Raw genomic sequence first — 25,656 nt, 5'->3', positions numbered from 1 at the left:
AACCCGTCCATTTCTTATCCGCCGTATCGCATACTTTCTTGATTCGAACTGTAGCTGCTGCTCGTGTCGCTTGTGCTCTAGCTACCTGTACTTGATAGCGATAAGCCGCACTTTGATAATACAGCGCCTGACTATACGTCTGATAACCAACAGGCTGTCCATTTCTTCCTCGGATATAATTGACACCGACGTAATTGCGTTGTGGGTAATACGTTCTTCCACCGTAATTTCCTGTGTAGCGAATGCCTGATGGCATTCCGCCCCAAGAACTTGAAACCCGAGGTGAGGATGGGACAACGGCATTCCAGACTGCTTTTACACCATTCCAGACAGTGCTAGCTACTTTTTTGACACCGTTCCAAACTTTTTGGGCTACTTTTTTCACTTGTTTCTTCACGTTGTTCCATGCCTTAGACCACCAACCAGCATTTCCGCTGCGGTCACGGTATTTCTGTGGGTTGTTTTCTACATAGATATAGCGGTTCTGGCTTTGTGGTTGTTCCACTTTTCCATACCAGGTATCTTCTTGTAGGAAACGTCCTGTTGTGGTGCTGTATTCTCTAGCACGTAAATGGATCCGATTAGACTGATCATGGTATTCACTGCGGTAGCCGTATTCGTTTTCTAAACGTAAGGCGGCTTCCCCATATTCATTATACAAGGTATTGGTGATTAATTCACCGCTTTGTCGCTCGACTATTGTGCCTATACTGCCGTAACCATCACGATGGTATTCGTCTTCTTGGTCTCCTAAGATATCGGTTTCTTCTCCAAAGGTAAATTCTTGTCTTTGGGTGGTTTTGACTTTTTTATCATAAGTTTCTTGCGTGAGTTTAGCTGGACTAGTGTGTTCTTGATTGTATTCATTCAATGACGTGATGATTTTGATTGAATGGTTTTTATCCAGTTCTTTTTTTAGTTTCTCCGTTTCAACGGTTTTTCTTGGTTTATCATGGTCTTTACGCCATGGTCGATCCTTTGGTAAACAGCGTAAGCGATCGGCCATGGTGGGCTGTTTCGCTACAGCAGTTAATATTTCATGTAAGGTAACATCTTGGTTGTTTAGCGCTAATTGGGCGGTACGATCGGTTTGTTTCATCCAAGCTTTTAGATCGGTTTTGATCCGACGGCCATGTTCGGTTGCTGTACCTTTGATCACACGATTACCTAGTGCATCGTATCCATAAAGGGTATAAACACCGTTACTGCTTGTTTCTTGAATCAAGCGGTCTTCTACATCATAGAGATACGTGGTCACTTCACCGGTCACGGCAATCTTTTTGGAGACATTGCCATTGGCATCATATTCAAATTTAGCGCCTTTTTCACTCGTGATTTCGGTGACTTGATTCATATTATTGACTTTGTATTCATAGAAGGTTTTCTCTTTGTCATTGACCTTTTCTGAATAGGTAATTCGATTACCAGCATCATCGTAATAGTACTCGATTTCAGTCTTTTTCTTGCCTTCGACTTCGATGACTTTCGTCAGTTGATCTTCGGCATCATACTCATACGTTTTTTCAAGTGTTAATTTCGGGTATTGAATCGTTTCTTTTTGAAGATTGTCATTTTCGTCGTACACATAGGTCATTTTGGCTAATGATTTTCCATTTGCTTCTAAGGTTTCAGCTGAGCTGATTTCTCCTGTAGCTAAATAGTCATATTGTGTGATTATGCCATTTGGATAGCTGATTTTTTTGACTTGACCTGCTCCGTCGTGTTCGTATACCGTTTTTTGATCACCATCTGCTACAACGGTTAGTTGATTTTTCTTATCGTATTCATACGTGATTTTTCGTTCGCTTGGGTAGGTCACGCTAGTCTTGCGTCCTAAAGCATCATAGCCGTATGTTAAGTTTTCACCTTTTTCATCCGTTGCCTTCGTCAAATCTCCGTATTGATTGTATTCAAATGTCACCTCGCCTTTGGCTGGCACAGCTTGCTTCAACGCTTCATTGTCGATTGCTACAGTTGGTTCCGTTGTTTCATAAGCCGCACTTTTCATTTTTTCTTCATCCGTAAAGGTATATGTGAAGTTGGCATTTTTAGTGACTTTTTCGACAAGCTGATTCATTTCATCGTACTTGTATTGAATCGTCTCTTCTTTTGGTGTAGTCGTTTGCGCTAGTTGTCCATCTAACGTATACTCGTAACTTTCTTTTTTTCCATTGGCTGAAAGAACACTGTCCAACTCACCTGTTGGCGAATAGTTGAAGGTAGTCTGATTACCAAGCGCATCTTTGACACTGGTCAAATTACTTTGAAGATCGTAGGTATAATTGGTTGTTTTCCCTAATCGATTTTTGACGCTAGCCAGTTGATCGTTTGCGTCATAACCAAAATGTTTTTCTTTGCCTTTTGCATCCGTTTCTTTCACTAAATTCCCGTTACCATCGTAGTCCATGGCTATTTGATGGTTTCTAGGATCTGTGATTTTTGCGACTTGTTGTAATTGATCATAGGCATAGGTTGTTTTATGCCCGAGTTCATCGGTTTCTTCTGCTACTTGATTTAATTTGTTGTACGTATAACTAGAAGTAAACGCCATTGGATCTTGTTCTTTGGTCACATTTCCATTACTGTCATATTCGTAGGTAGAAACTTGTTCACCAGGTGCGATAAAGCGGGTCACTTGACCATTTTCATCGTATTCTGTTTTCGTTTTATTACCACGAATGTCTGTCATTTCAGAAACTCGATCTAGTAAGTCATAACTATAAGCAACACTAGTTTTATTAGGATAAGTCAGTTTTATGAGCTGGCCAAATTTATTGTAGTCGTAAGTTGTCTTTTTGCCTGCTGCATTGGTTTGTGCTATGCGCTGTTGATAGTGATTATAACTATACATTTCAAGTGGTTCTTTTCTGACGTTGTCTTTTACAGCCAGTAAATTGCGGTAAGTGTCATACTCATACAACCGTTTATACCCTTTTGCATTCGTTTCAGAAGCAAGTTGACCATCCAAGGTATAGGTCATTTCTGTCACAGCTTTTTTAGGATCTGTGATTTTTGAAAGATTTCCGTGTGCATCATATTCATAGGTTGTGATGCGTTTGTTCGGTTCTGTTTTTTTCAATAGTTGATCATTGGCATTATACTCATAACTTATTTTGTTGCCATTGAAATCTGTTTCAGCAATTTTCCGTCCAACTGGATCATAGCTAACTGTTTGCTGGAATTTTTTAGCATTGATTGTTTGGATCAGCTGGTTATTGCCATCATAGGCATAGGCTGTTTGATTTCCTTCAGCATCGATTTCTGTTATGACATTGCCATTGGCATCATACTTGATTTTCTGACTATTGCCTAAAGGATCTTTGGTTTCGATCAAGCGATTATTTTTGTCATAGCTATAGGTCGTAATCTCATTTTTAGCGGTTGTTGATTGAACCAGTTGACTGTTTTTGTTATAGGCATAACTTTGCGTTTGGCCTAATGGATTGGTTTCTTTGATCAAATTCCCGCGTTTATCATAGCTATAGGCATATTTTCCACCATTTGGCATCACTTCTTCCAAAACATGTCCTAAACCATCGTAGGTTAATGTTTGACTCGTTTCTTGTGGGTGAGTGATTGTCGTTTGCTGTCCTAGCTTATTGTATGCATAGCTTGTTTTATTGCCTGCCGCATCAGTTTCGGCAATTTTTTCACCAAAAAGATTGTATTCATAGGAAATTTTTCGTTTTTGTTCATCTGTCGCTGTAAGCATCTGACCATTTTTATCATAGGTGTAGCTTTCACTTTTACCGTTGCTGTCGGATTGCTTGATACGCTGACCAAGAACATCATAGCTATAATTGATGGTGACGCTTCCTGGTGTTACTTCTTTTGTTAATTGATTTAATAAATCATAGGAATACGTTGTTTTTCGACCGATTGCATCTTCAAATGAAATTAAATTTCCGCTAGCATCGTAAGAGAGCTGCGTTATTTGGCCTAATGGATCAGTTGATGCTTGTAATTGATTATCTTTCGTATAGCTATAGGTTGTCTTATTGCCTAATGCATCGATTTTTTCAACTAAATTACTGTTGGCATCATAATGATACTGGGTAATATCCCCCGTTGGTTCAACTGTTGTGGCTAGCTGATTCAACGAATTATAAGTGGATAGCTTCTTATTTCCCAATGCATCGGTTTGTGAAAGAACGTTCCCTTCCCCATCATACGTGTAGGTTAACACGTTACCATCTGGATCCGTGATTTTCGTCACATTTCCTTGATTGTCGGTTTCATAGACTGTTTTATTGCCAGCAGCATCGGTTTGCTCTGAAAGATAACCTAAGGGATTAAAATCAAAGGAATGCTGATTATTTTCAGGATCGATTTCTGTTGTTTTGTTGCCTCGTGAATCATAGGTATAATTAGTTTCACGATCTCCTGCTAGTTCCTTCAACAATTGACTTTTCTCGTTATATGAATAACTAGTTTTAAGCCCATTACGATCTGTTTTAGCCGTTACATTGCCCAACTCATCGTATTCATAAAGAATTGTCGTTTGATCAGGGTATATTTCTTTGATCCGTTGATCTTTTTGATCATATTCATAAATTGTTTCTTGTTTTAATGCATCGACCTTTTTAATTAGATTTTGATTTTTATCATAAGCATAGGTCGTTTTTTTCTTATCATCGACTGTCTCAGTTAGAGGATCACCTAGGGCATTTAAGGTATAACGCGTAATTGAACCTGTAGCTGTTTTTTCTTCGATTACTTGGTTTAATTCATTATACGTGAATGCTTTGGCATTCCCCAGATAATCTGTTTCTTTGATTATATTTCCATTCGCATCATACTCAAACGTCTTTTTCCCGCCAGCAGGATTGACTTCAGTAATTTTTCTGCCTAATTTATCATACGTAAAACTTGTCTGATTTCCGTTAAAATCGGTTTCTGAAAGTAAGTATCCTTCTGCACTATAAGAATACGTCTTTTTATTCCCATTAAAATCGGTTTCTTCGATCAGTTCACCACGCTTATTTCGTTTAAATATTTTAGCATTTCCAGCTGCATCAAATTCTTTGGTGATCAAGCCTTTGGCATCATATTCATACCTAGTTTTTGCTCCATGAGCATCACTGATCGACGTTAAATTACCAGCCTGATACGTATAGTTTTCTGTGGCTCCATCCGCATCGGTCTTACTCGTCACTTTCCCTTGTCCATCATAAGAATAGGTGATCGTTTTTCCATCTGGACGTGTGGCTTGTAGTAATTTTCCTTGTTCATTATAGTGATAAGTGGTTTTCTTGCCTAAACGATCCGTTTGCTCTGTCAACTGGTTACTGGCATTGTATAAGCTAACTTCTGTACTTCCATCTGGAAAAATCGTTTTAGTCACATTACCATTTGGATCATTTTCATACGTTGTTTTATTGCCTGCTCGATCAATTTCCTCAATCAGCTGGTAGCGGTCATTATAGCGTTTGGTTTCGCTTTTTCCATCGGCATATTCAATCTTTGTTGGTTGGAAATGATCATTATAGGTAGTGATTTCTTTGTTTCCATTGCCGTCGATGGTCGTCGTTTTATTTTTTTCATATGTGATCGTAACAGTATTGTCTTTGGCATCTGTTTGTTCGATAACACGGCCTTCCTTATCAAATTTATTTTGATAAAGTAGTGTTCCTTCGTCATCAGAATATGAGGTCATAAAGTGATTATCATTGTACGTATAGACTATTTTCTTTCCTAACGCATCGGTCACTTTTGTTAAGTTTCCTTTTGCATCATATTCGTAGGTGTTCGTCGTCTGATCTGGAAAAGTAGCTTTTTTTATGTGCCCATTATCATCCCAGTCAAATAAAACTTTGCCGCCGTTAAATTGTTTGATTGCTTTTAAAAATCCAGTTTCTTCTTCGTAGCTATATTCTTTGGTTTGACCATAGGCATTGGTAATTTTTCTTATTTGCCCTGTTGCATCAAATAGATAGGTCAACTTTTGTTCCGTATTTGTCAATTCAAAACTGCGTTTTTCATCTTTGATTTTTTTCGTCAATGTATAAGGCGAATCGTCTGATACTTGATAACGCCCATCTTTCCCACGGTCAAAAAAGATTTTACCACCATCTTCTTTTGTGAGCATCATTGATTTATCTTCTAACTGGTTTAAAGTCAAGTATTGGTTTAGTGTCCAGTTTCTGCCGACTGGGCTATCCATACCGCCGCCTTTAGAATTATAGGTTCTAGCAAAAAGTTGCTCTTCTTCGAAATCATACCAAACACTATCCGTCATTTCATAAATTAAATTTCCACTACCAATATTGATTGGTTCAAAACCGTATTTACAATGTTTCCCTCGACCAACAGATAATGCATCTAAGCGAATTTTATCGGCCTTAGAAAGTGGTTGTGACTGATAAGCTTTTCCTTGATTTTTCTTTGGATTTCGAATAAATACAATATTTCCTTGGGTCAATAATTCATCTTTCATGTTATTATCCCGCATAAATGTTGCTCGTTGTTTTTCTAAGCCGTAGAATTTTAAGAGACGTGGTAATGTATCTTGACTGGTCACTTTGTATAATTGGAACTGATCATAGGTTTGCTTTGATTCCTCCGTTCCATGCGTGATCGTAGCTTCTACTTTGTAAAGATGATTTTCTTTCAAAGAGCTGGTCAATAATGTATTGGTTTGCCAATTGCTGGAAAGTTCTAAATAACGATTAGCATGTTCAAATAGTTTTGGGTAATTAGGAAAGATATAATCTCGCCCAATCGATGGATCCGTTCCTGAGAAGGTTACTTTATTTTTATCACTTGTATCAAGCACACGATAATTTATCTTGGCATCTGGTCGACCGATACCATCCATACCTAATGCTTGAAACTGAACTAAGCCGTCATTATCAGAACTGACAAAGGGACGTAGTTTCAAGGTCGTATCTTTAAGCGGCATGTTTTTATCGATTGGTGGACGTTCACGATGCTTGATCACTAAATAAGGAGAAGTGGTCGTTACGCCGCCTTTTGGAGCAGCAAAAACTTCAGCGGTAGAATAAGGCAATTCATGAGACGTTACTTTATTCGTTTTAACGATCATCCCGAAATTACTGCCGCCATTGATCCAATCGTTTGCCAAATGAGTGATATCAAAATTAACTCTACGGTTATTTGGATCAATGCCACCAATCATGGTTTCTTTGCCTGCTTCATTGGCAGGTGGTCCATAAGGGAATTTTGCATCACTAAAGCCTTTATACGTAGCTTTAGAAAACGCGCCAATATCTTTCGTCAAGCCATGGACTTCAAAATGGCGATTGACTACTTTGCCACTGCCATCTTTCGCACGATCTCCCCAAAAACCAGGTGCTCCTGTTCTAAATAATGAAAGGTTTGCTGATTCGATTTCTCTACCTTTACCAATTTTTTTCAATTCTGCATCAGGGATCTTGATCAAACCATACGTAACAAAATGAGCAGCACCTAGTGTTCCGTTATACCCATCGTCATAGCCAATATACATATAGTCTTGGAACCAATAATTCATTTTGTCATCGTACTGACGAATACTAGTCGCTTCAATTCCTTGCTCGATTTTTGCTTGGACAAATTGGACATTGACACGTGCCGCTTTTAAGTTTTGACTTTTTTCTTGATCAAGAGCTTTTAGCGTCAAGGTATTCGTTTTACTGTCAAAATCAGCCTCTGCAGTTGAAATAAAATCACCTGTTATTGTTTCAATCGTTGGTGTAGGAACAACACTTACAAGCTTCTCACCGTCATATAGACCAATAATCCCCTGATCCTTTTCCTCTTTCGCTTGAAGAGTATCAGGTAGTTTTAACGCAAATTTGACCGTTGCCAAGTCCGTTTCCTCAGAAATGTATTGACTGACTTTAACTCCTGTCGGCTGATATGAAATTTCTATAGGTTCTAAGTCATTTTCAGCAGCTAATAAGACTTTGTCATCTTTAACCGCTTGTACTTCGTATTTATCGTCAGGTAAACCGATCCCTACTTTTGCATCACCGACCTTGACTGTAGGCAGGTTCTTTTCAGTCACTTCATTAGGCACTTGAACTTCAACCTGCTCATTTGCAATATAAACGCCCTTTTCCTGTTCAAAAGTACCATCAAATTCTTGCCAGTTATCTTTCTCTTTTTTAAAATGAATGGGTTCTGTAAAAACAACGGTTTCCCCCACACCAGTTTCAGGATGAACAAATGTTTTCGTTGTCTCTGAACGATCGGCTACAATTTCTGTTAACCCTTTCTTCTCCATATCGTCTTTGACTGATGCCAGCATGTTTTTTTCATCTGCTTCAAACGCTGATTTTAATTGCGGTGCAACGTCTAAAGTTGTTTCTGTTTTATCGTCTATTTTTTCAGTTACTTCGTTTTCTTTCTTACTACTCTCGTCAGCTTCTTTGAGTTTTTGTTGTGTCTGTTGATCAAGATCTTCTTTTTTCACTTTTTCTGGTGTAGTGATGACTTCACTTGAACCAACAGTTTCTGTTTTTTCATTTTCTTGTGCAAAACTTTGGATTGCTCCCCAAGGAAACAAGCCTAAAACTTGTAATCCAGCAACAAACAGAGTAATTCCTTTTCTTTTCCATCCCTTTTTCATCATCTCCCTACTCCTTTACCCCTTCTTCTTTTTCTAGAATCAGTTCATATTGTGTTTTTGCTTGTTCAAAACTCGACTTTTCAATTGTTCTTGCGAGTTCCTTGATTTCTGGTGATAATTGTCGATACGTCTCATAAATCATTTTGTCTTCTTCACTAAGAAGTTTTTGATAGCTACTTAATTTTGCTTTATCCCCAATTATTTTAAAATCAGTCGCTACTTTTCTTAGATCTTTGGGATACTCTTTATTCTTGATTTCTCCCATATTTTTCATATCTACCCACAATTGATACGTTTCTTTGAAACTTGTTTCCAGATTATAGATTTTTTTATCCAGATCTCCTTCATTTGCTTTACTGCTACATCCTGCAAAGAATAAAATTAAAACAAAAAAAACACATAATGTTAACTTAGTAACTCTTTTCAATTTAAAACCCCCTTTTTGTATTTTAAACTTAACAAAAAGGAGGTTGGATTTCAATAGAATAACAAAATAAAAAAATTTACATGCTGGATAATTACAAAAACACCACGTTTAATGTAATTATTTTTTGAACAACAAAATTATAAATAACAACTAAGATATGTATATACTTTCTTTCATAAATATCACTATTTAATAACTAGTTAATTTTTTTAGAATTATAGATAAAACTGCTATCTTAAAATCTGAAAAAGCATTATAGTTATCTTATAATATAATAAGTAACGTATTAAAGGAGCGAAGCCTGTGTCCATGTATGAAAAGTTTATCCAAAATGAACGGTTACGGCGTTTTTTTGTTTTGGCGGTTGTTATTTTTGTTCTATTTTTAGCTAGAAGTATGATCACAATGATTTTATTGACGTTTATTTTTACGTTTTTAGCACTTCATTTCGTGAAATTTGTGCAACATTATTTAAGGGTTCCGTCCCTCATACTCGTTTTAGCCACGTATTCTTTGATCGTTTTTTTAATCTATCTGGCTATTACAAAATATGTCCCAGTTTTAATTCATCAATCCGTGCAGATGTATAATTCCGTCATCCATTTCTACCAAACTCCGACAGATGATCATAATCAGCTTTTGATGATCATTGATAATTATCTAGAAAAATCGAACCTCATGTCTCAAATTCAAAATGGCGCAAGTATTCTTTTACGCTATGTTCAAGATGTAGGATCGATTGGTCTTTCCTTTGTTCTTTCTTTTATCCTAAGTTTCTTTTTTATGATCGAGAAAAAGCAAATGACAGAATTTTCTAAGTTATTTCTAAAAAGCGACTTTGACTGGTTTTTTCAAGATATTTACTTTTTCGCCGATAAGTTTGTCAATACGTTTGGTGTTGTAATGGAAGCTCAATTTTTTATTGCCGTTGTTAATACAGGGATCACAACCATTTGTTTAGCCTTGATCGGCTTTCATCAATTACCAAGTTTAGCGATCATGATTTTTATTTTAAGTTTGATACCGGTTGCTGGGGTGATTATTTCCTGTATTCCGTTAAGCTTTATCGCCTATTCAGAAGGCGGTATCAATGATGTGATTTATATTTTAGTCGTGATCATCGTCGTGCATTTGTTTGAGTCTTATGTATTGAATCCTAAATTTATGTCCAGTAAAACAGATTTGCCGATTTTTTATACGTTTGTTATTTTATTGATCAGTGAACGGCTTTTTGGTGTTTGGGGATTGATCGTTGGTATCCCTATCTTTACATTTTTCCTAGATATTTTAAAAGTTAAACCAATCCACTCGGTTACTGAAAAAAACACTGATCTGCCAAATAATCTAGACTAAAAAAAGAGAACGTTTGGAATAAATCCAGACGTTCTCTTTTTGTGGTTTTGGCTGTTTTCGTATTTGGAAAATCAGTCAGGCAGCAAAGACTAATTGATTTCGGACCAAATAACTACATCTTAACAGCTACCTGTTCCAATACACCTAATACACGGCCATATATAAGGAATACACTCAATTCCTTTGCTCCCTTTGAAGCTAAAAACTAGTCAATTTCTACTTAAAGAAATGCTAGCTGAACCACCTTTTTCACCCTTTTTTACCTTCTTCAAATTACTGTAGAACAAATTCCTTTGTTAATTTTACTTTATCACTAAATAATTTAGTTGCCTCAACGGATATTGGTGCTGTCATATCTGCTAATTTATAAGGAACTTTTAAATTCAATGTCACTCCTGGTTGGATTTCTGTCATTGAATCCACATACCCTGACTCCATCATAATTGCTGATTCCAAGGCAATGCCGTTTTGAAAAGCCTTCGTTGAGATTGATGTTAAAAACATCGCATTTTTATCGCTGTTATTTGTAAATTCATAATCGATCACGCCTACATCGGCCCCATTGTAATCTTTTGCAAATGTTAGTTCTTTGATCACAACATGATATTCACCTAAGTCACCATTATCTGTTTCAACAGGCGTATCTACTTCTTGTTTTGTTACTACTTTACTGGTCGTTGTTTCCTTTTTAGGCTTGGCTACTTTACTGGTTGATATTTCGTTTTTAGACTTTGCCTCTTCTTTAGAATCAGAGCCCATATTTGCTAGAACACCGCCCACTACTAAAATGCCGACCCCGATCAAAACAATTTTCTTCATGCTCATTTTTTTGTCCCCTTTGTTATTTAGTCCGTTGGTACATGCTTATCGTACTAAAACACTGCAGGATAATCTTATGCAACTTGCATAATTTTAACGAATCGGCTATTCGATTACCTTTTTGCACCGCCATTGGTGACAAATAAAAATAAACCATAGTAGCCTAACCAGCTCAGAACCAACAACATATAGCCGATTCCTCGTATTGTATTTTTTTTAGAATTAAGCAATGGAATTTTCTTATGAAAGTTCATAAAATTCGTAAATAATAGCACCGGTAAAATAAAAAGAATACTTCCTTCCAATGTTAACAGCAGCTTTTGAATAACCGTTCGTCCCTCATAGATATTTCCTGGTAAACCAATTCCTACAAACACATAGTAAATGACCGCCACGGTTATCTTCCATGGCTGACCTGTGCGAAATCCTGGCACATATTTTCTTAAAAAGGATCGGATCGGAGTATTTGCATCTTGCTGTCCACTGGCTATAATGGCCTCCTCATCTATTTTCGGAGGCTTTAACTCAATCTTGACGTTATTATTTTTAATTGTCTTTTTAATAAACTTTCCAGATTCAACAAATTCTATTGTTCCTGCATGCAAGAGATTCCATTTTTCTTTAACATCAGCTTGCATTTCTATTGCTGACTGATAGCGATTTTTCGGATCTAATCTTGTTGCTTTCACAATAATATCATGTAAAAATGGATCGGTGCTTAGCTGATTTTTAGGATAGTCTTTGATTGAGCAAATATTGATCACCACCCCTACTGCATACAGGTCACTTCTTGCATCTGTTTGCGCAAAACCAAACTGTTCTGGTGAGGCAAAGCCTACTGTTCCTAACTGAACGGTGTCAGTTTCTTTGGTTCCAGCAAATACCCGCACAGCATCAAAATCAATCAACTTCAACATTCCATCATTGGTCAACATGATATTCCCAGGCTTAACATCACGATGGACCAAGTCTTCACTATGAAGTGCAATCAACGCATCCAATAAAGCCAATATTAGGTTTAAAATCGTTTTAGTCTCCATTATTTCTGAGGAGTTAATAATTTCTGTCAACGTTTTTCCATGAATAAATTCTTCATATAAATAAAGTTGACCTTCTTCGAGCACGACTTCTTGAATCTTTGGTAAATTGATCTGTTTGATTTTTTGCAGCGTAATTAAATTGTCCGCTAAATAAAGTGGATAGCATTTCTTCACAAAAAACTCTTTTGTGTCCTTTTTTCTTACAAGAATCGGTCCATTGATTTTATCTGTTAATGGTTCAATTTCTTTATAGGAAAATGGAACTGAATTATTTACGTTTTCCATTTTTTACACTCCATTTTTTTGTTTACTTTTTTAATTATAGCAAAAAAAGTAATAAAATACCCCGCTCTTTGTGAAAATCAATGTATAATAGCAGTATGATATTTTAGATATGGGAGATCTTGATATGCAGGAAAAAGATACAGACAAATTACTTCATTCATTAAAAAAAGCTGAAAATTTCCAAACAGCTCTTTCTGAAACGCGAGATTATACACTTGATAACGTCTTAAAAGATTATTTGAATCGTTGGCTGATCGAAAAAAATATAACAAAAAGCGCTGTATTGAAAAAAGCAGGCATCGCAGAAGCAACAGGCTATCAATATTTTGATGGCAAACGAAACCCTTCAAGAGAAAAAATTATAGCACTAACTATTGGTCTTGAGCTGACCCTTGAAGAAACAAATGAACTGATGAAAAAGACTGGGTACGCTCAGCTTTACCCAAAACTCCCCTGGGATGCTGTCGTCATTTTTGGTATCTCACATAGACTGTCAATTACAGAAATCGATGATTATTTGTATCATGAGGGACTTAAGACATTTGGTGAATAATTCAAGTTGATTCTAAAAAAAAATACAACCTATTCATCTAAGAATAGCGTTGTATTTTTTTATTTATTTTTTAGCTTTCTTTTTACTAATCATCGTGACTACAAATGACACTACTGGTAAGATGTAGCAAAATACTGCATATGGTAAATAGTTTATTGTTGCAATCCCTAAAGTGCCTGAGATAAAGACGCCGCTCACCCCCCAAGGAATCAGAGGATTTACAACAGAACCAGCATCGTTTAAGCCTCTAGACAACAACGTTAAAGGGACTTTTTTTTCTTTAAATTTATTGAGAAATGATTTCCCAGGTAAAATGATCGACAAGTACTGTTCGCCAATCAGAACATTGATTCCAATTGAACTCATCATCGTGACAAAAATCAGCTTCTTACGAGAAGCGATCGCTGTTTCAAACCGCTGTAATAAACAATCAATGATCTCCATTTTTACCAGTAGACCGCCTAAGGCCAACGCTAAGATGATTAACGATACTGACCACATCATACTTTGAATTCCACCTCTAGAAAGCAACTCATCGACTTGAGCATTTTCTGTCTGAGAAATAAAACCATTTTGGATCATGTCAGCTGTCTCTACAAACGAAAAATGTCCATTCATAAAAAACATCAAAATCAAGGATGTGCAAATGCTCAGTAACAATGTCGGAATTGCTGGGATTTTCTTCCATGCGCAAACGAACAAGAGTGCTAAAGGAATCACCGCAATAAACGAAATCGTAAAATTATCATTTAGCGTATCAACTATTTCCTGGATTTCCGTACTGTTCAAAGCACCATCATAATGTAGTCCCATAACTAAAAAGTAGCCGAACGAAAGAATAGCAGCTGGAATCGCTGTTTTATATGTATTTTTCAAATGATCAAATAAATCGACTTCTGAAATCGCCGCAGCCAGATTAACTGTATCTGAAAGTGGCGAAATTGAATTGCCCAAAAAAGCGCCAGAAACAATTGCACCAGTTGTTAATGCCGGATCGACTCCAATCAAGCTACCCATTCCCAAAAAAGCGATCCCGATCGTTGAAATCGTCGTAAAGGAGCTGCCAACAGCGCCTCCTACGATGCCACACACTATAAAAACGGTTGGAATAAAATATTTCACTGACAAGAAAGAAAAGCCTAAAACCATAATTGTTGGAATAGTTCCAGCAGCGATCCAAACACTGATTAATGCTCCAATCAAAATAAAAATCACTATTGGAATAATACCAGAAGAAATCCCTTCAACCAAAGCATCATGAATGAAATCCCAAGAAAATTTTTTATAAACAGCGAATAATAGCAAGTAACCAATAGCAATCAATAAAGCAACATGGGCAGGAATACCAAAACCAATAATACTGGAGCCGATCATCAACAATAATGTTATTAATAAGAAAACTGCTTCGTTAAAATTAACTTGATATTTTTTCATACATTGTTCCTCACATTTTTATAGAAATCGATGAAAGATGCCTTCCATCTTCTCCTATTTATTTGTATTTATAGAAAATCTGCAGCTGCGGCAAAGCTTGAATAAACGCTTTACCGCACCCACAGTGGTCAAATTACAGTCGTATAAAAAGTTACTTTATCAGGAATTTTTATGTTCTTAATATCTTGCGCAGCTTTTAGATACTTCTGCCTCTACCAACATTTTCTTTTATTCAGCGTAGATTGCTTCTAATTTTTCTTGGATCGCTGTTTTGATTTTTTCTGCATATTCATCAAAGATTTCTTTATCATTCATATATGGTGACATACCAGCAGCACGTAAAATTGTTACTTTATCCGCACGTTCCCATTCAGCGCGAGAGAAGCCTAAGCTGTTTACAAATTCAAATGGGCTGTGTCCATATTCTTCAATGGCAAAATCAGTATGTGATGTGATGAATTCGTTGGTATATAATCCACCTTTTGCATAAGAAGCATAGTCATAGAAGTCATGGTTTAATTTGTTCATTTTCACAAGGTCAGTATTGCCTTTTTCGTTAAATACATAATCAACCATGTTAAAGTCTGGTTTTGTTAAAGCATGCATTTCGATTGTTTTGTCGCCAACTTGGAATTCTAACCCATCGATGAAGTGATAGAAGTGATAAGCTCCTTCAATACTTGCACCCATCAATTTACCATAACCAGTTACGTTTAATGGCAATACTTTATGAGCAGTCCAAACAGCGGCAGCCGTTGCACCAGCTTTTGACCCTTCAAGAATATAAGCACCTAATAAGGCTGGAATATCAGCACCTTTTTCAAATACATACGTTGCGAAGTAAGAGATTACGTCACGCATACGGATATCTTTGATTACGACACCACCAGCAGAATAGGGGATATACCCCATTTTATGAGGGTCAATGGTTACTGATTCAGCTTGTTCAATTGCTTTGAATGATTCGTAAACTTCTCTTGTTAACCAATCATTTTTTTCCATGAAGATCCCATTTTTAGCGTAAACTTCTTCGATTTTGTCCCATTCGATGAATTTGTCGTTTTCATCTAAGAAGATTGAACGTCCATAACCACCGTAAGCCGCATCCACGTGTACATAGAAGTAGATACCTTCTTTAGCTAATTTATCACGTAAAGCAATAATTTGGTCGATACGGTCAACTTGTCCTTCTTCAGTTGAACCAACCACGCCTACAACACCAAGCGTTGGAATACCTTGAGCTGCTAAATCACGAATTTGGGCTTCTAGTTTATCAATATCCATGCGGTATTCACTATTTACTTCACCAGCAATGACTTGATCTAAACCAATACCGATAATGTCAGCGGCTTTTAACCATGAATAGTGTTTTGTTTGTGGTACGATCCATTTACCTAATTTATCTAAGTTTTTACCACTACGAGCTGATTGTGCTTTGATTTCGTCAAAGTTATCTTGTACTTGATCTAAAATATCTAAGACTTCTGTTGTAGACATATTTAGTAATTCCCATTCTGATTTACCTGCAACCATTTCTGGCACGACTGCTTTAATGGCAAATGGTAATGATTTCATATTACGGGCATACCATAAACCTTCTAAGTTTGCGATTGAACCATCTGCTGCAATATGACCCCAACCATCTTCATAGCCCATCAATGTCGCAAATTCCATTCCAACTTCTTCTTCCATTTGTGAAGTTGCAGGTGATGACTCATAAGCCACGTTATTGCCGTTCCACAGCATTGCAGTTGTATAGGCAATAATTGACGGCATTAATGTTTCGGCGTTCATATGGCCCCAGAAACGGCCTGCTGAGTGCCATGGAAGTGACTCTGTACGTAATCGTGAAGATAATACATTGAAGACACTTCTCATGTTGTCTGCTGTTTCTTGGAAACTTTTAGAGCTTCTATCTTGTGGTGTAATAACTGGTAAATCTTGCGGCATATAGTTTTGTCTCCAGCCAACATGCTCGTCGATCATTTTGTTTAATAGTTCTTTGAACAAATCAACGTTTTCACCTTTGTCACCTATAAATAATGCTTTTAAATTCGTATCGTCTGTGTTGAAATTTTTCATGATATTTTCCTCCAATAGTTTCATAATTGATCATGTTGAAAATGTTGTTTCTTATTTATCAGTTTTCTTCCATTCTGGTTTCTTTCTCTTATAAATGATCAAGGCAATACCGATCATGATGACCGTTGCTGCAACTTGATAAATAACATACGCTACGTGACCACTTTGTGGCACAGAGGTTGGCGGAATCAAGCTGACTAGAATCGTCACAACCACACTCACGATGGCTAAAATGGAGACAAACCACATCAAGCTATTGCCTTTACTTCCCAATCTAAACGGACGTTTTACATCCGGCATACTGTAACGTAACTTAATCGCTGAAAGTGAAATCAATAGATAGACTACGCAATAAAGGATTGTTGTTGTGATCGTGATGATCAAGAATGCCGCACTAATATCTGGCACTACAACATATAAGAATGACACAAGTGAAATAACAATCGCTTGAATCATGACAAAAACAATTGGAATGCCTTTTGCATTACGTTTTTGGAAGAATGGCGGTAAGTTCCCTTCTTCGGCAACTTTGATCATTGATTTACTTGGACCTAAAACCCAAGCGCTCAATTGAACTAAAACACCGATTAAAATCATCAATGAAATAATGTTATTAAAAATCGCGGGAATCCCAAGATCTTGTGTCATGATCACAAATGGTTGTGTGATGTTAGCAAGTTCCATTTTTCCAGCTGGCACACTATCTGCCACACTTAAACCAGCAGCTAAGTTAAACACAACTAATAGTAAAACAGATGCAATAACTGCAATTGGATAATTACGTTTTGGATTATCAATGTTATTTGCATGAACAGATGAAATTTCTACCCCAGCAAAAATGAAGATAATTCCTGTTAACGTTGGTAAGCTACCTAAGTCGCTAAAATCAGGTAATAACTTGCTCGCTTCAAAATGACCTAAGTAGCTATCTTGGTTGATTCCATGTTTTGCCATATACATCATCCCTAGAACAACTAAAGCAACAAAAGGAATATAGACACCGATCACAGCACCCCAGTCACCAGCAATTTTTACCATGTCAAATTTCAAATTAAGTAACGTAATGCCCCAATAAGAAATCAGTATCATAATAAAAATAAATAAATTATTGTGCCCTAAATCCGGACGGTCGATTACGTAACCAAGTAATACACCTACAGTTGAAGCAACCATAACCATTCCGAAAAACATTTGCACCCATAATAACCATGACGTAACAAAACCCCATTTTTCTCCAAAAGCATTACGTACCCAAACTTGTGGGCCGCCTTCTTCCGGCCAACCTGTTGATAACTCGGCTGAAATCAAAGCAATTGGTAAAGCAAAGCAGCATGCTGCAATCAGCATATAAAAAATTTGTGCCCATCCGGTAGATGCTAATGTTGGAACACTACGAACCGTTCCAAAAAAGGCCATGGTAATTCCAATTAGTCCAAATAATGATAATTTTTTATTCATGTTTAAATTTGACCTCCTGATTTAAATTATTTTTTTGTTTCCCACATGTGAAATCACTCCCAAAGTATAGGTACGTTTTACGCTCAAGTCAAAAAGAGTGGAATTAAAAAAAAAGCCCGCTATTTAAGATTTTTCTATTCTATCTAGCGCGTCGATACTTTACTGCGCTAAAGCATTTGTGTGAAAAAAATAACATAAAACCGCTAATTGTAAAAAAGTCGTTCATAATTGTTAGAAATCATAATAGGCTCTTTTACCTTTCAAAAAACCTAGATTAAATCGAAAGTAACTTAAATGAGAAATACCTCATTTAAAAATAATAAAAGAAAAAAAGAAAAAAAGAAGTATTTGACAAGTCGGCTTATTTGTCGTAGAATTGCTACAAAATAACATATCAAACTTTAATAAAGCGAAGTAGCAAGAATGTCCCTATTTCAGAGAGTCAACATTTAGTGAGAGTTGACATATACATTTTTTGTGAATTACACTTTTAGTTTCCTACCGTAAGTAGGCGTCTATCTACGATACAGATTTGAGAGGTATATGATATTTCATATACAATTTGGGTGGTAACACGGCGGAGTTCGTCCCATAGGCTAATAGCCTATGGGGCGTTTTTTATTTTATTTAGGAAAGGAAGAAGAAACATGACAAACATTATTGATGAATTAGAATGGCGTGGCGCCATCAACCAACAAACAGATAGCGAAGGTCTACGTGAATACGTTGAAACCGAGAGCATTTCACTATATTGCGGTGTGGATCCTACAGGAGATAGCATGCATATCGGGCATTTGATTCCTTTTATGATGCTAAAAAGATTCCAAGCATTTGGACACCATCCATTTATTTTGATCGGTGGCGCAACGGGCACGATCGGAGATCCAAGTGGACGTACGACAGAACGTCAATTACAAACAATGGAAACTGTTCAACACAATGTTGATTCTTTAACAAGACAAATGGAAAAATTATTTGCAGTAGATACAGATAACACATTAACCTTAGTAAACAACTACGATTGGACACATGACCTGACTCTTTTAGATTTCTTAAGAGATTACGGTAAATTCTTCAATATCAACACAATGTTGGCGAAAGATATCGTAGCAAGCCGTTTAGAAACAGGAATTTCGTTTACAGAATTTACTTACCAAATCCTACAATCAATGGACTTTTTACACTTATTCCAACATAATAACGTTCGCATGCAAATCGGTGGTGCCGATCAATGGGGCAATATCACAGCTGGTCTAGACTTGATTCGTAAAAAAGAAGGCGCTGATGCCAAAGCCTTTGGTTTAACGATTCCATTGATGCTAAAAGCAGACGGAACAAAATTTGGTAAAACTGCTGGTGGTGCTGTTTGGTTAGATCCAGAAAAAACAACACCTTACGAGTTCTACCAATTCTGGGTAAATCAAGATGACCGTGACGTAATCAAATACTTGAAATTCTTTACCTTCTTAACAAAAGAGGAAATCGATGCGCTAGAAGTCAAAGTAGAAACTGAACCACATTTACGTGAAGCGCAACGTGTATTAGCCGCAGAAATGACAAAATTTGTGCATAGCGAAGAAGATTTAAACGATGCCCTAGCGATCTCAGAAGCATTATTCTCAGGTAATGTAAAAAATCTAACTTCGAAACAAATTGAAGAAGGCTTCAAAAATATGCCTACTATTGAAACAAACACACTTGATCAAAATCTTGTTGATTGGTTGATTGAGCTTGGAATCGAACCTTCTAAACGCCAAGCAAGAGAAGATATCACAAATGGCGCAATTTCAATCAATGGCGATCGTATTAAAGAGTTGGATTTTGTCATTACAGCAGCGCACAGCTTTGACGGAAAATTCATTATTGTTCGTAAAGGTAAAAAACAATACACATTAGTGAAATTAACGTCTAAATAAAAATAATCGGCCTATTCTTAAAGGGTGAAGCAAAACTGAAAATCAGCTTTGCTTTACCCTTTTTTTAAACTTTTGTATTGATCTATTCAATTTACTGGACAAAATTCAAAAAAGTTTTATAATAAAAAATGCTTGCTAGAACGGATACAGTACAGCATTGTGAACTATTATTATCTATATATTGTCTAGCTTCGGAAAAAAATAAACATTGAATGAGACAAAAAGCATCTCAATCAATTTTTCCTATTTTTCTGTCAGAGCTGAACGACCTATCACACTTTATATTATCTAGCTGCACAAATCAATCCTTAGGAAAATAGATAAATTGTTAGTGAAACAAAGAACGTTTCAATAACAATTTCCTAATTTTCTACAGGATTAAACGATTTGTTCCGCTTTTAAATTTAGGAGGAACTTATGAAAATCGACAAGATACAAGACGGCCACGGCGATGAGTTTTTCCGTTCTCTATTAGCTTTAGAGACACTAGAAGATTGCTACAATTACTTTGACGACTTAATGACCCTAAAGGAGCTGGATTCTATGATTCAGCGATTTGAAGTTGCAAAGTTGCTACTATTAAATAAAACCTATAGTGATATTGCAGAAGCCACTGGAAGCAGTACTACAACGATTTCTAGAGTTAAAAGAATCATTGACGAAGGAAATGGTGGATTGCTTGAAATGGTTCATAGAATTGATGAGCAAGACGACAGAGAACTTCATCGCTAGATTAAAAAAATTTACTAGAAAGTTAGCGTCCTAAAAGTTAAAGAAACACTTTTAACTTTTAGAATGCTTTTTTTATAGCTGGTATTTCTTAATTCTTATTATTGTTCTATAATGAATACTGGCATAATGAAAATAATTCGATTTACTAGGAGATTCTGCATGAAAAAAACAATCTTTTCAATTTTAAACGGTCTATTTCTTTTATCAATACTTTATACGTTCTACGGAACACTCAGGAGCAGTTTATTAGATATCTCAAATATCAACGACAAAGTTTGGGCATTCCTGCTTATTCTGTTTTCTATTATTTGTATCCTATTTATTCCCACCAACACCCGCTCATTTATACAGAAAAAACTAAAACAATTTTTTGCTTTCTTCAAAAAAAATATAGCGATTATTACTAAGTTACTATTCGCAGTAGGTATTATCTTACAAGTGATTATTCTATACTATATTCATGTGCCGATTGGTTGGGATGTAGATGGTATTCACGCTAGTGTAACTGAATTAGTTAAAAATTCTCCAGACTCTATCGCTAGCATTTATTTATCAAAAAATCCGAATAATAATTTATTTTTCTTCTTAATGTATTTTATAAGTCAAATAGGGAATTTTTTCCATCAGTCGCTAGGAAATTCTTGGATGTTTTGGCAACTAACCAATACATTCTTTATGGATATTGGCTTTATTTTTATTTTTTTGGCAGCAAAAAATCTTTTTAATAAAAAAATTGCTTATCTCTCCTTTTATTTGGCATTTATCCCATTAGCTTTATCACCATGGATGCTGGTGGTTTATACAGATACTATTATGTTGCCAGTAATCAGTATTACTTTGTGGATTTATTCGCTCACCAAGAAGAAACACAATAACTATTTAGTGATTGTGTTAGGGGGGTTAATCGCGATTTCTTACCTATTAAAACCCTCTTCTATTGTTTTTCTAATTGCCTATAGTATGATTAAGCTATTTAATTTGCTAACTGACCCTAAAAAAATCAACTTAAAAAAAGTACTCTTAATAACGCTACTCTTTTGTCTTCCTTTTGCTGGAACAATGAAACTCTTTCATCTATTCGAAGACCATCAAAAGCTTATTGTTCTCGACAGAAATCAAGCGAAGCCTTGGCAGCATTTTGTCATGATGGGCTTGACGGGTAGTGGCGGCTTCAGCGAAGAAGACACCAGAGCAACAATATCGATTCCTACAAAAGAAGGCAAAGTCAATTATGCTAGCGAAAAAATAGCAGAGCGAATAAAAAATTACGGTTTTACAGGCTATACAAAATTTTTAATGAAAAAGCATTTCAATAATACTGATAGAGGAGACTTTGGTTGGGGACAAGATGGCAGCGCGCAAATCTATGTACAATCAAACGATCCTATACAGATTTTTCTAAGAGATACTTATTATCAACAAGGTGAGAAAGTCAAAACAGTCCGTCTTTTTATGCATCTCATGTGGATGATTACATTAGTTGGTCTATTGTTTGTGACAAGAAAAAAATTTAAAAATGATCAGGACGATACTTTATTAGCAATTCTTAAATTAACGATTTTAGGTGCGTTTTTATACCTGCTTTTATTTGAAGGAGGTCGTTCCAGATATCTGATACAATATCTACCCTTTATTTATATGTTATCAGCGAATGGTTTCTACCTGCAGTTTGCTACTATTAAAAAGAACAAAAAAGCCCTTAATTAACCCCACCCTTATCAAGTTATTATTCATTACTTGATAAGGGCTATTTATTTAGCCAAAGCAAAACAAAAGACCGAGCTTGGCTAGCTCGGTCTTTCTTTGTGTGACAAATATGCTATTTAAATATGAATTGGCAAACCTAAAGCCAACTCAGAAGCATCCATAGTAATTTCCCCTAAAGATGGGTGTGGATGGATCGTTAATGCAATATCTTCAGCATTCATGCCAGATTCAACCGCTAATGATAATTCAGAAATCATATCACTTGCGCCAACTCCGCCGATTTGTGCTCCGATAATTACATTGTCTTCGTTTGTTGTTACCAAGCGTACGAATCCTTCAGTTTTACCTAAAGAAATAGCACGGCCGTTACCAGCAAATGGGAATTTGTAAGCAGTTGCTTCTAATCCCGCTTCTTTAGCTTCAGCAATTGTCATACCAACACTTGCTAATTCTGGATCAGTGAAGGCTACAGCAGGCATTGCTTTGTAGTCTACTTCTACTTTTTTACCAGAGATTGCTTCTGCAGCAATTTTCGCTTCATAGCTTGCTTTATGCGCAAGAGCCGCGCCTGGTACGATATCTCCGATAGCAAAAATATTTGAAACGTTTGTTCTGCCTTGTTTGTCCACTTGAACTAAACCACGTTCGCCAACTTCAATACCAGCAAGTTCCAAACCAAGATCATCCGTGTTTGGACGACGTCCAACTGTTACCATTACATAGTCAGCAGTGACTGATTCTTCTTTGCCGTCTACTTCATATTTTACAGTTACGCTGTCGCCATTGTCGATTGCTTCTTTAGCCATTGCTTTGGTTACAACTGTTACATTTTTCTTCTTGAAGTCATCTGTAACTAGTTTAACCATGTCTTTTTCATAGGTTGGTAAGATTGAAGGGCTACCTTCTAAAATCGTTACTTCAGAACCAAGGTTCGCATATGCTCCGCCTAATTCTGCACCGATAACTCCGCCACCGATGATAACAAATTTCTTAGGCACTTCTTTCAAGTTCAAACCACCAGTAGAATCTAAGACACGTCCGCCAAATTTAAATCCTGGGATTTCGATTGGGCGAGAACCTGTTGCTACGATCGCATTATTGAATGAGTAAGTTTGAGCTGAATCCGGATGAATGACACGTAAGGTGTTTTCATCAACGAAGAAAGCTTCTCCTTCAATAATTTCGATTTTATGTTTTTTAAGAAGGAAACCAACACCGCTTGTCAATGTATTAACTACTTTATTGTCTTTCCATTCTTGCGTTTTCGTAAAGTCTAGCTCTACACCTTTAGCTGTTACACCAAACATTGTTGAGTCTAATGATTCTTGATAGTGATGTCCTGCTGCGATCAATGCTTTAGAAGGAATACATCCAACATTTAAACATACACCGCCGATAAACTCACGTTCAATGATCGCAACTTTTTGACCCATTTCAGCAGCACGAATCGCTGCAACGTATCCTCCAGGGCCTGAACCAATTACGACTGTATCTAATTCAATGGCGAAATCTCCTACTACCATGTGATAATCATCCTTCCATTAATAATAATTCTGGATCAGCTAATAAACGCTTGATGTTGTTCATTGCTTTTTGAGCAGTTGCGCCATCAACAATACGGTGGTCAAAACTCATTGAAAGTTTCATGACACGTCCAACAACGATTTCACCATCTGCATTTACAACTGGTTGTGTAGCGATCGTACCAACACCTAAAATTGCAACTTCAGGGTAGTTGATAACTGGTGTGAACCAGCCACCGCCAACTGAACCAATATTACTGATTGTGATAGAGCCATCACGCATATCCGCACCAGTTAATTTGCCTTCGATTGCAAGAGCTGCTTTTTCGTTGATTTCATCAGCGATAGCAAACATGCTCTTAGTGTTAGCATTTTTAACGTTTGGTACATATAAACCATGATCAGTATCTGTTGCAATACCAATGTTATAGTAGTTTTTATAAACGATTTCTTGTGCTGCATCGTCAATTGATGCATTCAAGATTGGGAATTTTTGAACTGTTGCTGTCAATGCTTTTACCACGTATGGTAAGAATGTTAATTTCGTACCGTTAGCTGCTGCAACATCTTTAAATTTCTTACGGTGATCCCATAATTTAGATACTTCAACTTCGTCATGCAATGTAACGTGTGGTGCAGTATGTTTACTGTTAACCATCGCTTTGGCAATTGCTTTACGAGTTGGTGTCATTTTTTCGCGTGTTTCAGCTTCGCCTAAATCAGAAACAAATGGTTTAGCTGGAGCTTTTGGTGCAGCTGCTGTTTCAGTTGCTACTGGTGTTGCCGCAGTTTGTTCAGCTTGTGCTGGCGCTGCTGCTTGTCCGCCACCTGAGATAAAGCTTTCAATATCCGCTTTAGTAACACGTCCGCCTTTGCCAGTCGGTGCAACTTGTGTGATGTCTACATCTTTTTCACGAGCAAATTGACGTACTGATGGCATAGCCAACACACGTTTATTTGGATCAGCCGCTGCTACGACACCTGTTGAAGCTGCTGGAGCTGGTGCTGCTTGTTCTGTTTGAGCAGGCGCACTTGCTGCTGGCGCTGAACTTGGTGCAGCGTTATGTCCTGGTGCATCGATTTCGATCAATACATCCCCAACGTTTGCTACTGTACCTTCTGGAACAACGATGTTTTTAACTGTCCCTGTAACTGGTGAAGGGATTTCTTCAACAGATTTGTCATTTTGAACTTCCAATAAAGTATCATCTTCATTGATCGTATCGCCTGATTTAACGAACCATTTTACGATTTCGCCTTCTGCAATACCCTCACCGATATCTGGTAATTTAAATTGGAAAACGCCACTGCTGCTGTCAGCTGCTGGTGCTTCTGGAACAGCTGCTGGTTGTGCAGGCGTTTGTTCTTGAGCTGGAGCCGCAGCTGGGGCTGCATCATTTTCAGGATGTCCTGGTGCATCGATTTCGATCAATACATCTCCAACATTTGCTACTGTGCCTTCTGGTACTACGATAGATTTAACTGTTCCTGTAACTGGAGATGGGATCTCTTCTACAGATTTATCGTTTTGAACTTCTAATAATGTATCATCTTCATTGATGGTATCTCCTGCTTTAACGAACCATTTTACGATTTCGCCTTCTGCAATACCTTCACCAATATCTGGTAATTTAAATTGATAAGCCATTTTTTTAAGCCTTCCCTTCCTTTATCGTATCTGTCTAACTAGTCATTTACTGAAAATAACAGCGCTAAATTTCCACGTGATAAGATATCACGTGAAAATCAAGGCAT

14 protein-coding genes and 1 other annotated feature are annotated in these 25,656 nt (G+C 36.8%); of the genes, 5 read left to right on the top strand and 9 right to left on the bottom strand.

Translation table 11 applies throughout. The annotated features are described in order from the left end of the window. On the bottom strand, nt 1-8,572 hold an 8,572-nt coding region (locus tag RV15_RS16790), incomplete at its 3' end, for an RHS repeat-associated core domain-containing protein (protein WP_245791420.1). A 7-nt stretch (nt 8,573-8,579) separates the two neighbouring features. Beyond that, the gene (locus tag RV15_RS16785; protein ID WP_071879153.1) at nt 8,580-8,999 is read right to left on the bottom strand and encodes a hypothetical protein; all 420 of its coding nucleotides are present in this window, start codon (nt 8,997-8,999) and stop codon (nt 8,580-8,582) included. A 303-nt stretch (nt 9,000-9,302) separates the two neighbouring features. On the opposite strand from RV15_RS16785, the gene RV15_RS16780 reads away from it, so the two are divergent. Beyond that, nucleotides 9,303-10,352, top strand: coding sequence for an AI-2E family transporter (locus tag RV15_RS16780; RefSeq protein WP_071879152.1), 1,050 nt, complete (start codon nt 9,303-9,305; stop codon nt 10,350-10,352). 273 nt (nt 10,353-10,625) lie between these two features. Here the strand turns inward: RV15_RS16780 and RV15_RS16775 are convergent, their stop codons facing one another. Next, a complete protein-coding gene (locus RV15_RS16775; protein ID WP_071879151.1) occupies nt 10,626-11,177 on the bottom strand; it encodes a DUF5067 domain-containing protein in 552 nt (183 codons plus the stop codon). A gap of 107 nt (nt 11,178-11,284) precedes the next feature. After that, nucleotides 11,285-12,496, bottom strand: coding sequence for a protein kinase domain-containing protein (locus tag RV15_RS16770; RefSeq protein ID WP_071879150.1), 1,212 nt, complete (start codon nt 12,494-12,496; stop codon nt 11,285-11,287). A 124-nt stretch (nt 12,497-12,620) separates the two neighbouring features. Here RV15_RS16770 and RV15_RS16765 point away from each other — a divergent pair, with 124 nt between their 5' ends. Further along, nucleotides 12,621-13,049: a helix-turn-helix domain-containing protein gene (locus tag RV15_RS16765; protein ID WP_071879149.1), complete on the top strand. Its 429-nt coding sequence runs from the start codon at nt 12,621-12,623 to the stop codon at nt 13,047-13,049. A gap of 63 nt (nt 13,050-13,112) precedes the next feature. Here the strand turns inward: RV15_RS16765 and nhaC are convergent, their stop codons facing one another. The 3 genes from nhaC to tyrP form a co-directional block, all read right to left on the bottom strand. Then, complete coding sequence (nhaC, locus tag RV15_RS16760) at nt 13,113-14,483, bottom strand: Na+/H+ antiporter NhaC (RefSeq protein WP_071879148.1); 1,371 nt, start codon at nt 14,481-14,483, stop codon at nt 13,113-13,115. Between the two features lie 228 nt (nt 14,484-14,711). Beyond that, nucleotides 14,712-16,565, bottom strand: coding sequence for a tyrosine decarboxylase (gene tdc, locus RV15_RS16755; protein ID WP_071879147.1), 1,854 nt, complete (start codon nt 16,563-16,565; stop codon nt 14,712-14,714). Nucleotides 16,566-16,616: 51 nt separating this feature from the next. Continuing rightward, on the bottom strand, nt 16,617-18,023 hold the full coding sequence (gene tyrP / locus RV15_RS16750) for a tyrosine-tyramine antiporter (RefSeq protein ID WP_071879146.1): 1,407 nt from the start codon (nt 18,021-18,023) through the stop codon (nt 16,617-16,619). Between the two features lie 392 nt (nt 18,024-18,415). Next, nucleotides 18,416-18,618 (top strand) — a binding site (T-box leader). A 52-nt stretch (nt 18,619-18,670) separates the two neighbouring features. Here tyrP and tyrS point away from each other — a divergent pair. From tyrS to RV15_RS16735, 3 genes are all read left to right on the top strand, one after another. After that, a complete protein-coding gene (gene tyrS / locus RV15_RS16745; protein WP_071879145.1) occupies nt 18,671-19,939 on the top strand; it encodes a tyrosine--tRNA ligase in 1,269 nt (422 codons plus the stop codon). A 417-nt stretch (nt 19,940-20,356) separates the two neighbouring features. Then, complete coding sequence (locus RV15_RS16740; RefSeq protein ID WP_069638713.1) at nt 20,357-20,671, top strand: YerC/YecD family TrpR-related protein; 315 nt, start codon at nt 20,357-20,359, stop codon at nt 20,669-20,671. 159 nt (nt 20,672-20,830) lie between these two features. Further along, nucleotides 20,831-22,378, top strand: a complete 1,548-nt coding sequence (locus RV15_RS16735; RefSeq protein WP_071879144.1) for a glycosyltransferase family 39 protein — start codon at nt 20,831-20,833, stop codon at nt 22,376-22,378. 116 nt (nt 22,379-22,494) lie between these two features. Here the strand turns inward: RV15_RS16735 and lpdA are convergent, their stop codons facing one another. Both lpdA and RV15_RS16725 read right to left on the bottom strand, forming a co-directional pair. Continuing rightward, entirely contained in the window at nt 22,495-23,901 is a 1,407-nt protein-coding gene (gene lpdA / locus RV15_RS16730) for a dihydrolipoyl dehydrogenase (protein ID WP_071879143.1), read from the bottom strand. Between the two features lie 7 nt (nt 23,902-23,908). Continuing rightward, nucleotides 23,909-25,549, bottom strand: a complete 1,641-nt coding sequence (locus RV15_RS16725; protein ID WP_071879142.1) for a dihydrolipoyllysine-residue acetyltransferase — start codon at nt 25,547-25,549, stop codon at nt 23,909-23,911. Between the last annotated feature and the right edge of the window lie 107 nt (nt 25,550-25,656).

This window comes from Enterococcus silesiacus, from assembly GCF_001886225.1.
Lineage (GTDB): Bacteria > Bacillota > Bacilli > Lactobacillales > Enterococcaceae > Enterococcus_L > Enterococcus_L silesiacus.
The sequence above is the reverse complement of the archived record's forward strand: the minus strand, read 5'-3'. Positions and strand labels throughout refer to the sequence as shown.

Coding starts and splice junctions, on each gene's coding strand:
- RV15_RS16775 (WP_071879151.1), bottom strand. CDS start 11,177: ATGAGCATGAAGAAAATTGTTTTGATCGGGGTCGGCATTTTAGTAGTG.
- RV15_RS16770 (WP_071879150.1), bottom strand. CDS start 12,496: ATGGAAAACGTAAATAATTCAGTTCCATTTTCCTATAAAGAAATTGAA.
- RV15_RS16765 (WP_071879149.1), top strand. CDS start 12,621: ATGCAGGAAAAAGATACAGACAAATTACTTCATTCATTAAAAAAAGCT.
- nhaC (WP_071879148.1), bottom strand. CDS start 14,483: ATGAAAAAATATCAAGTTAATTTTAACGAAGCAGTTTTCTTATTAATA.
- tdc (WP_071879147.1), bottom strand. CDS start 16,565: ATGAAAAATTTCAACACAGACGATACGAATTTAAAAGCATTATTTATA.
- tyrP (WP_071879146.1), bottom strand. CDS start 18,023: ATGAATAAAAAATTATCATTATTTGGACTAATTGGAATTACCATGGCC.
- tyrS (WP_071879145.1), top strand. CDS start 18,671: ATGACAAACATTATTGATGAATTAGAATGGCGTGGCGCCATCAACCAA.
- RV15_RS16740 (WP_069638713.1), top strand. CDS start 20,357: ATGAAAATCGACAAGATACAAGACGGCCACGGCGATGAGTTTTTCCGT.
- RV15_RS16735 (WP_071879144.1), top strand. CDS start 20,831: ATGAAAAAAACAATCTTTTCAATTTTAAACGGTCTATTTCTTTTATCA.
- lpdA (WP_071879143.1), bottom strand. CDS start 23,901: ATGGTAGTAGGAGATTTCGCCATTGAATTAGATACAGTCGTAATTGGT.
- RV15_RS16725 (WP_071879142.1), bottom strand. CDS start 25,549: ATGGCTTATCAATTTAAATTACCAGATATTGGTGAAGGTATTGCAGAA.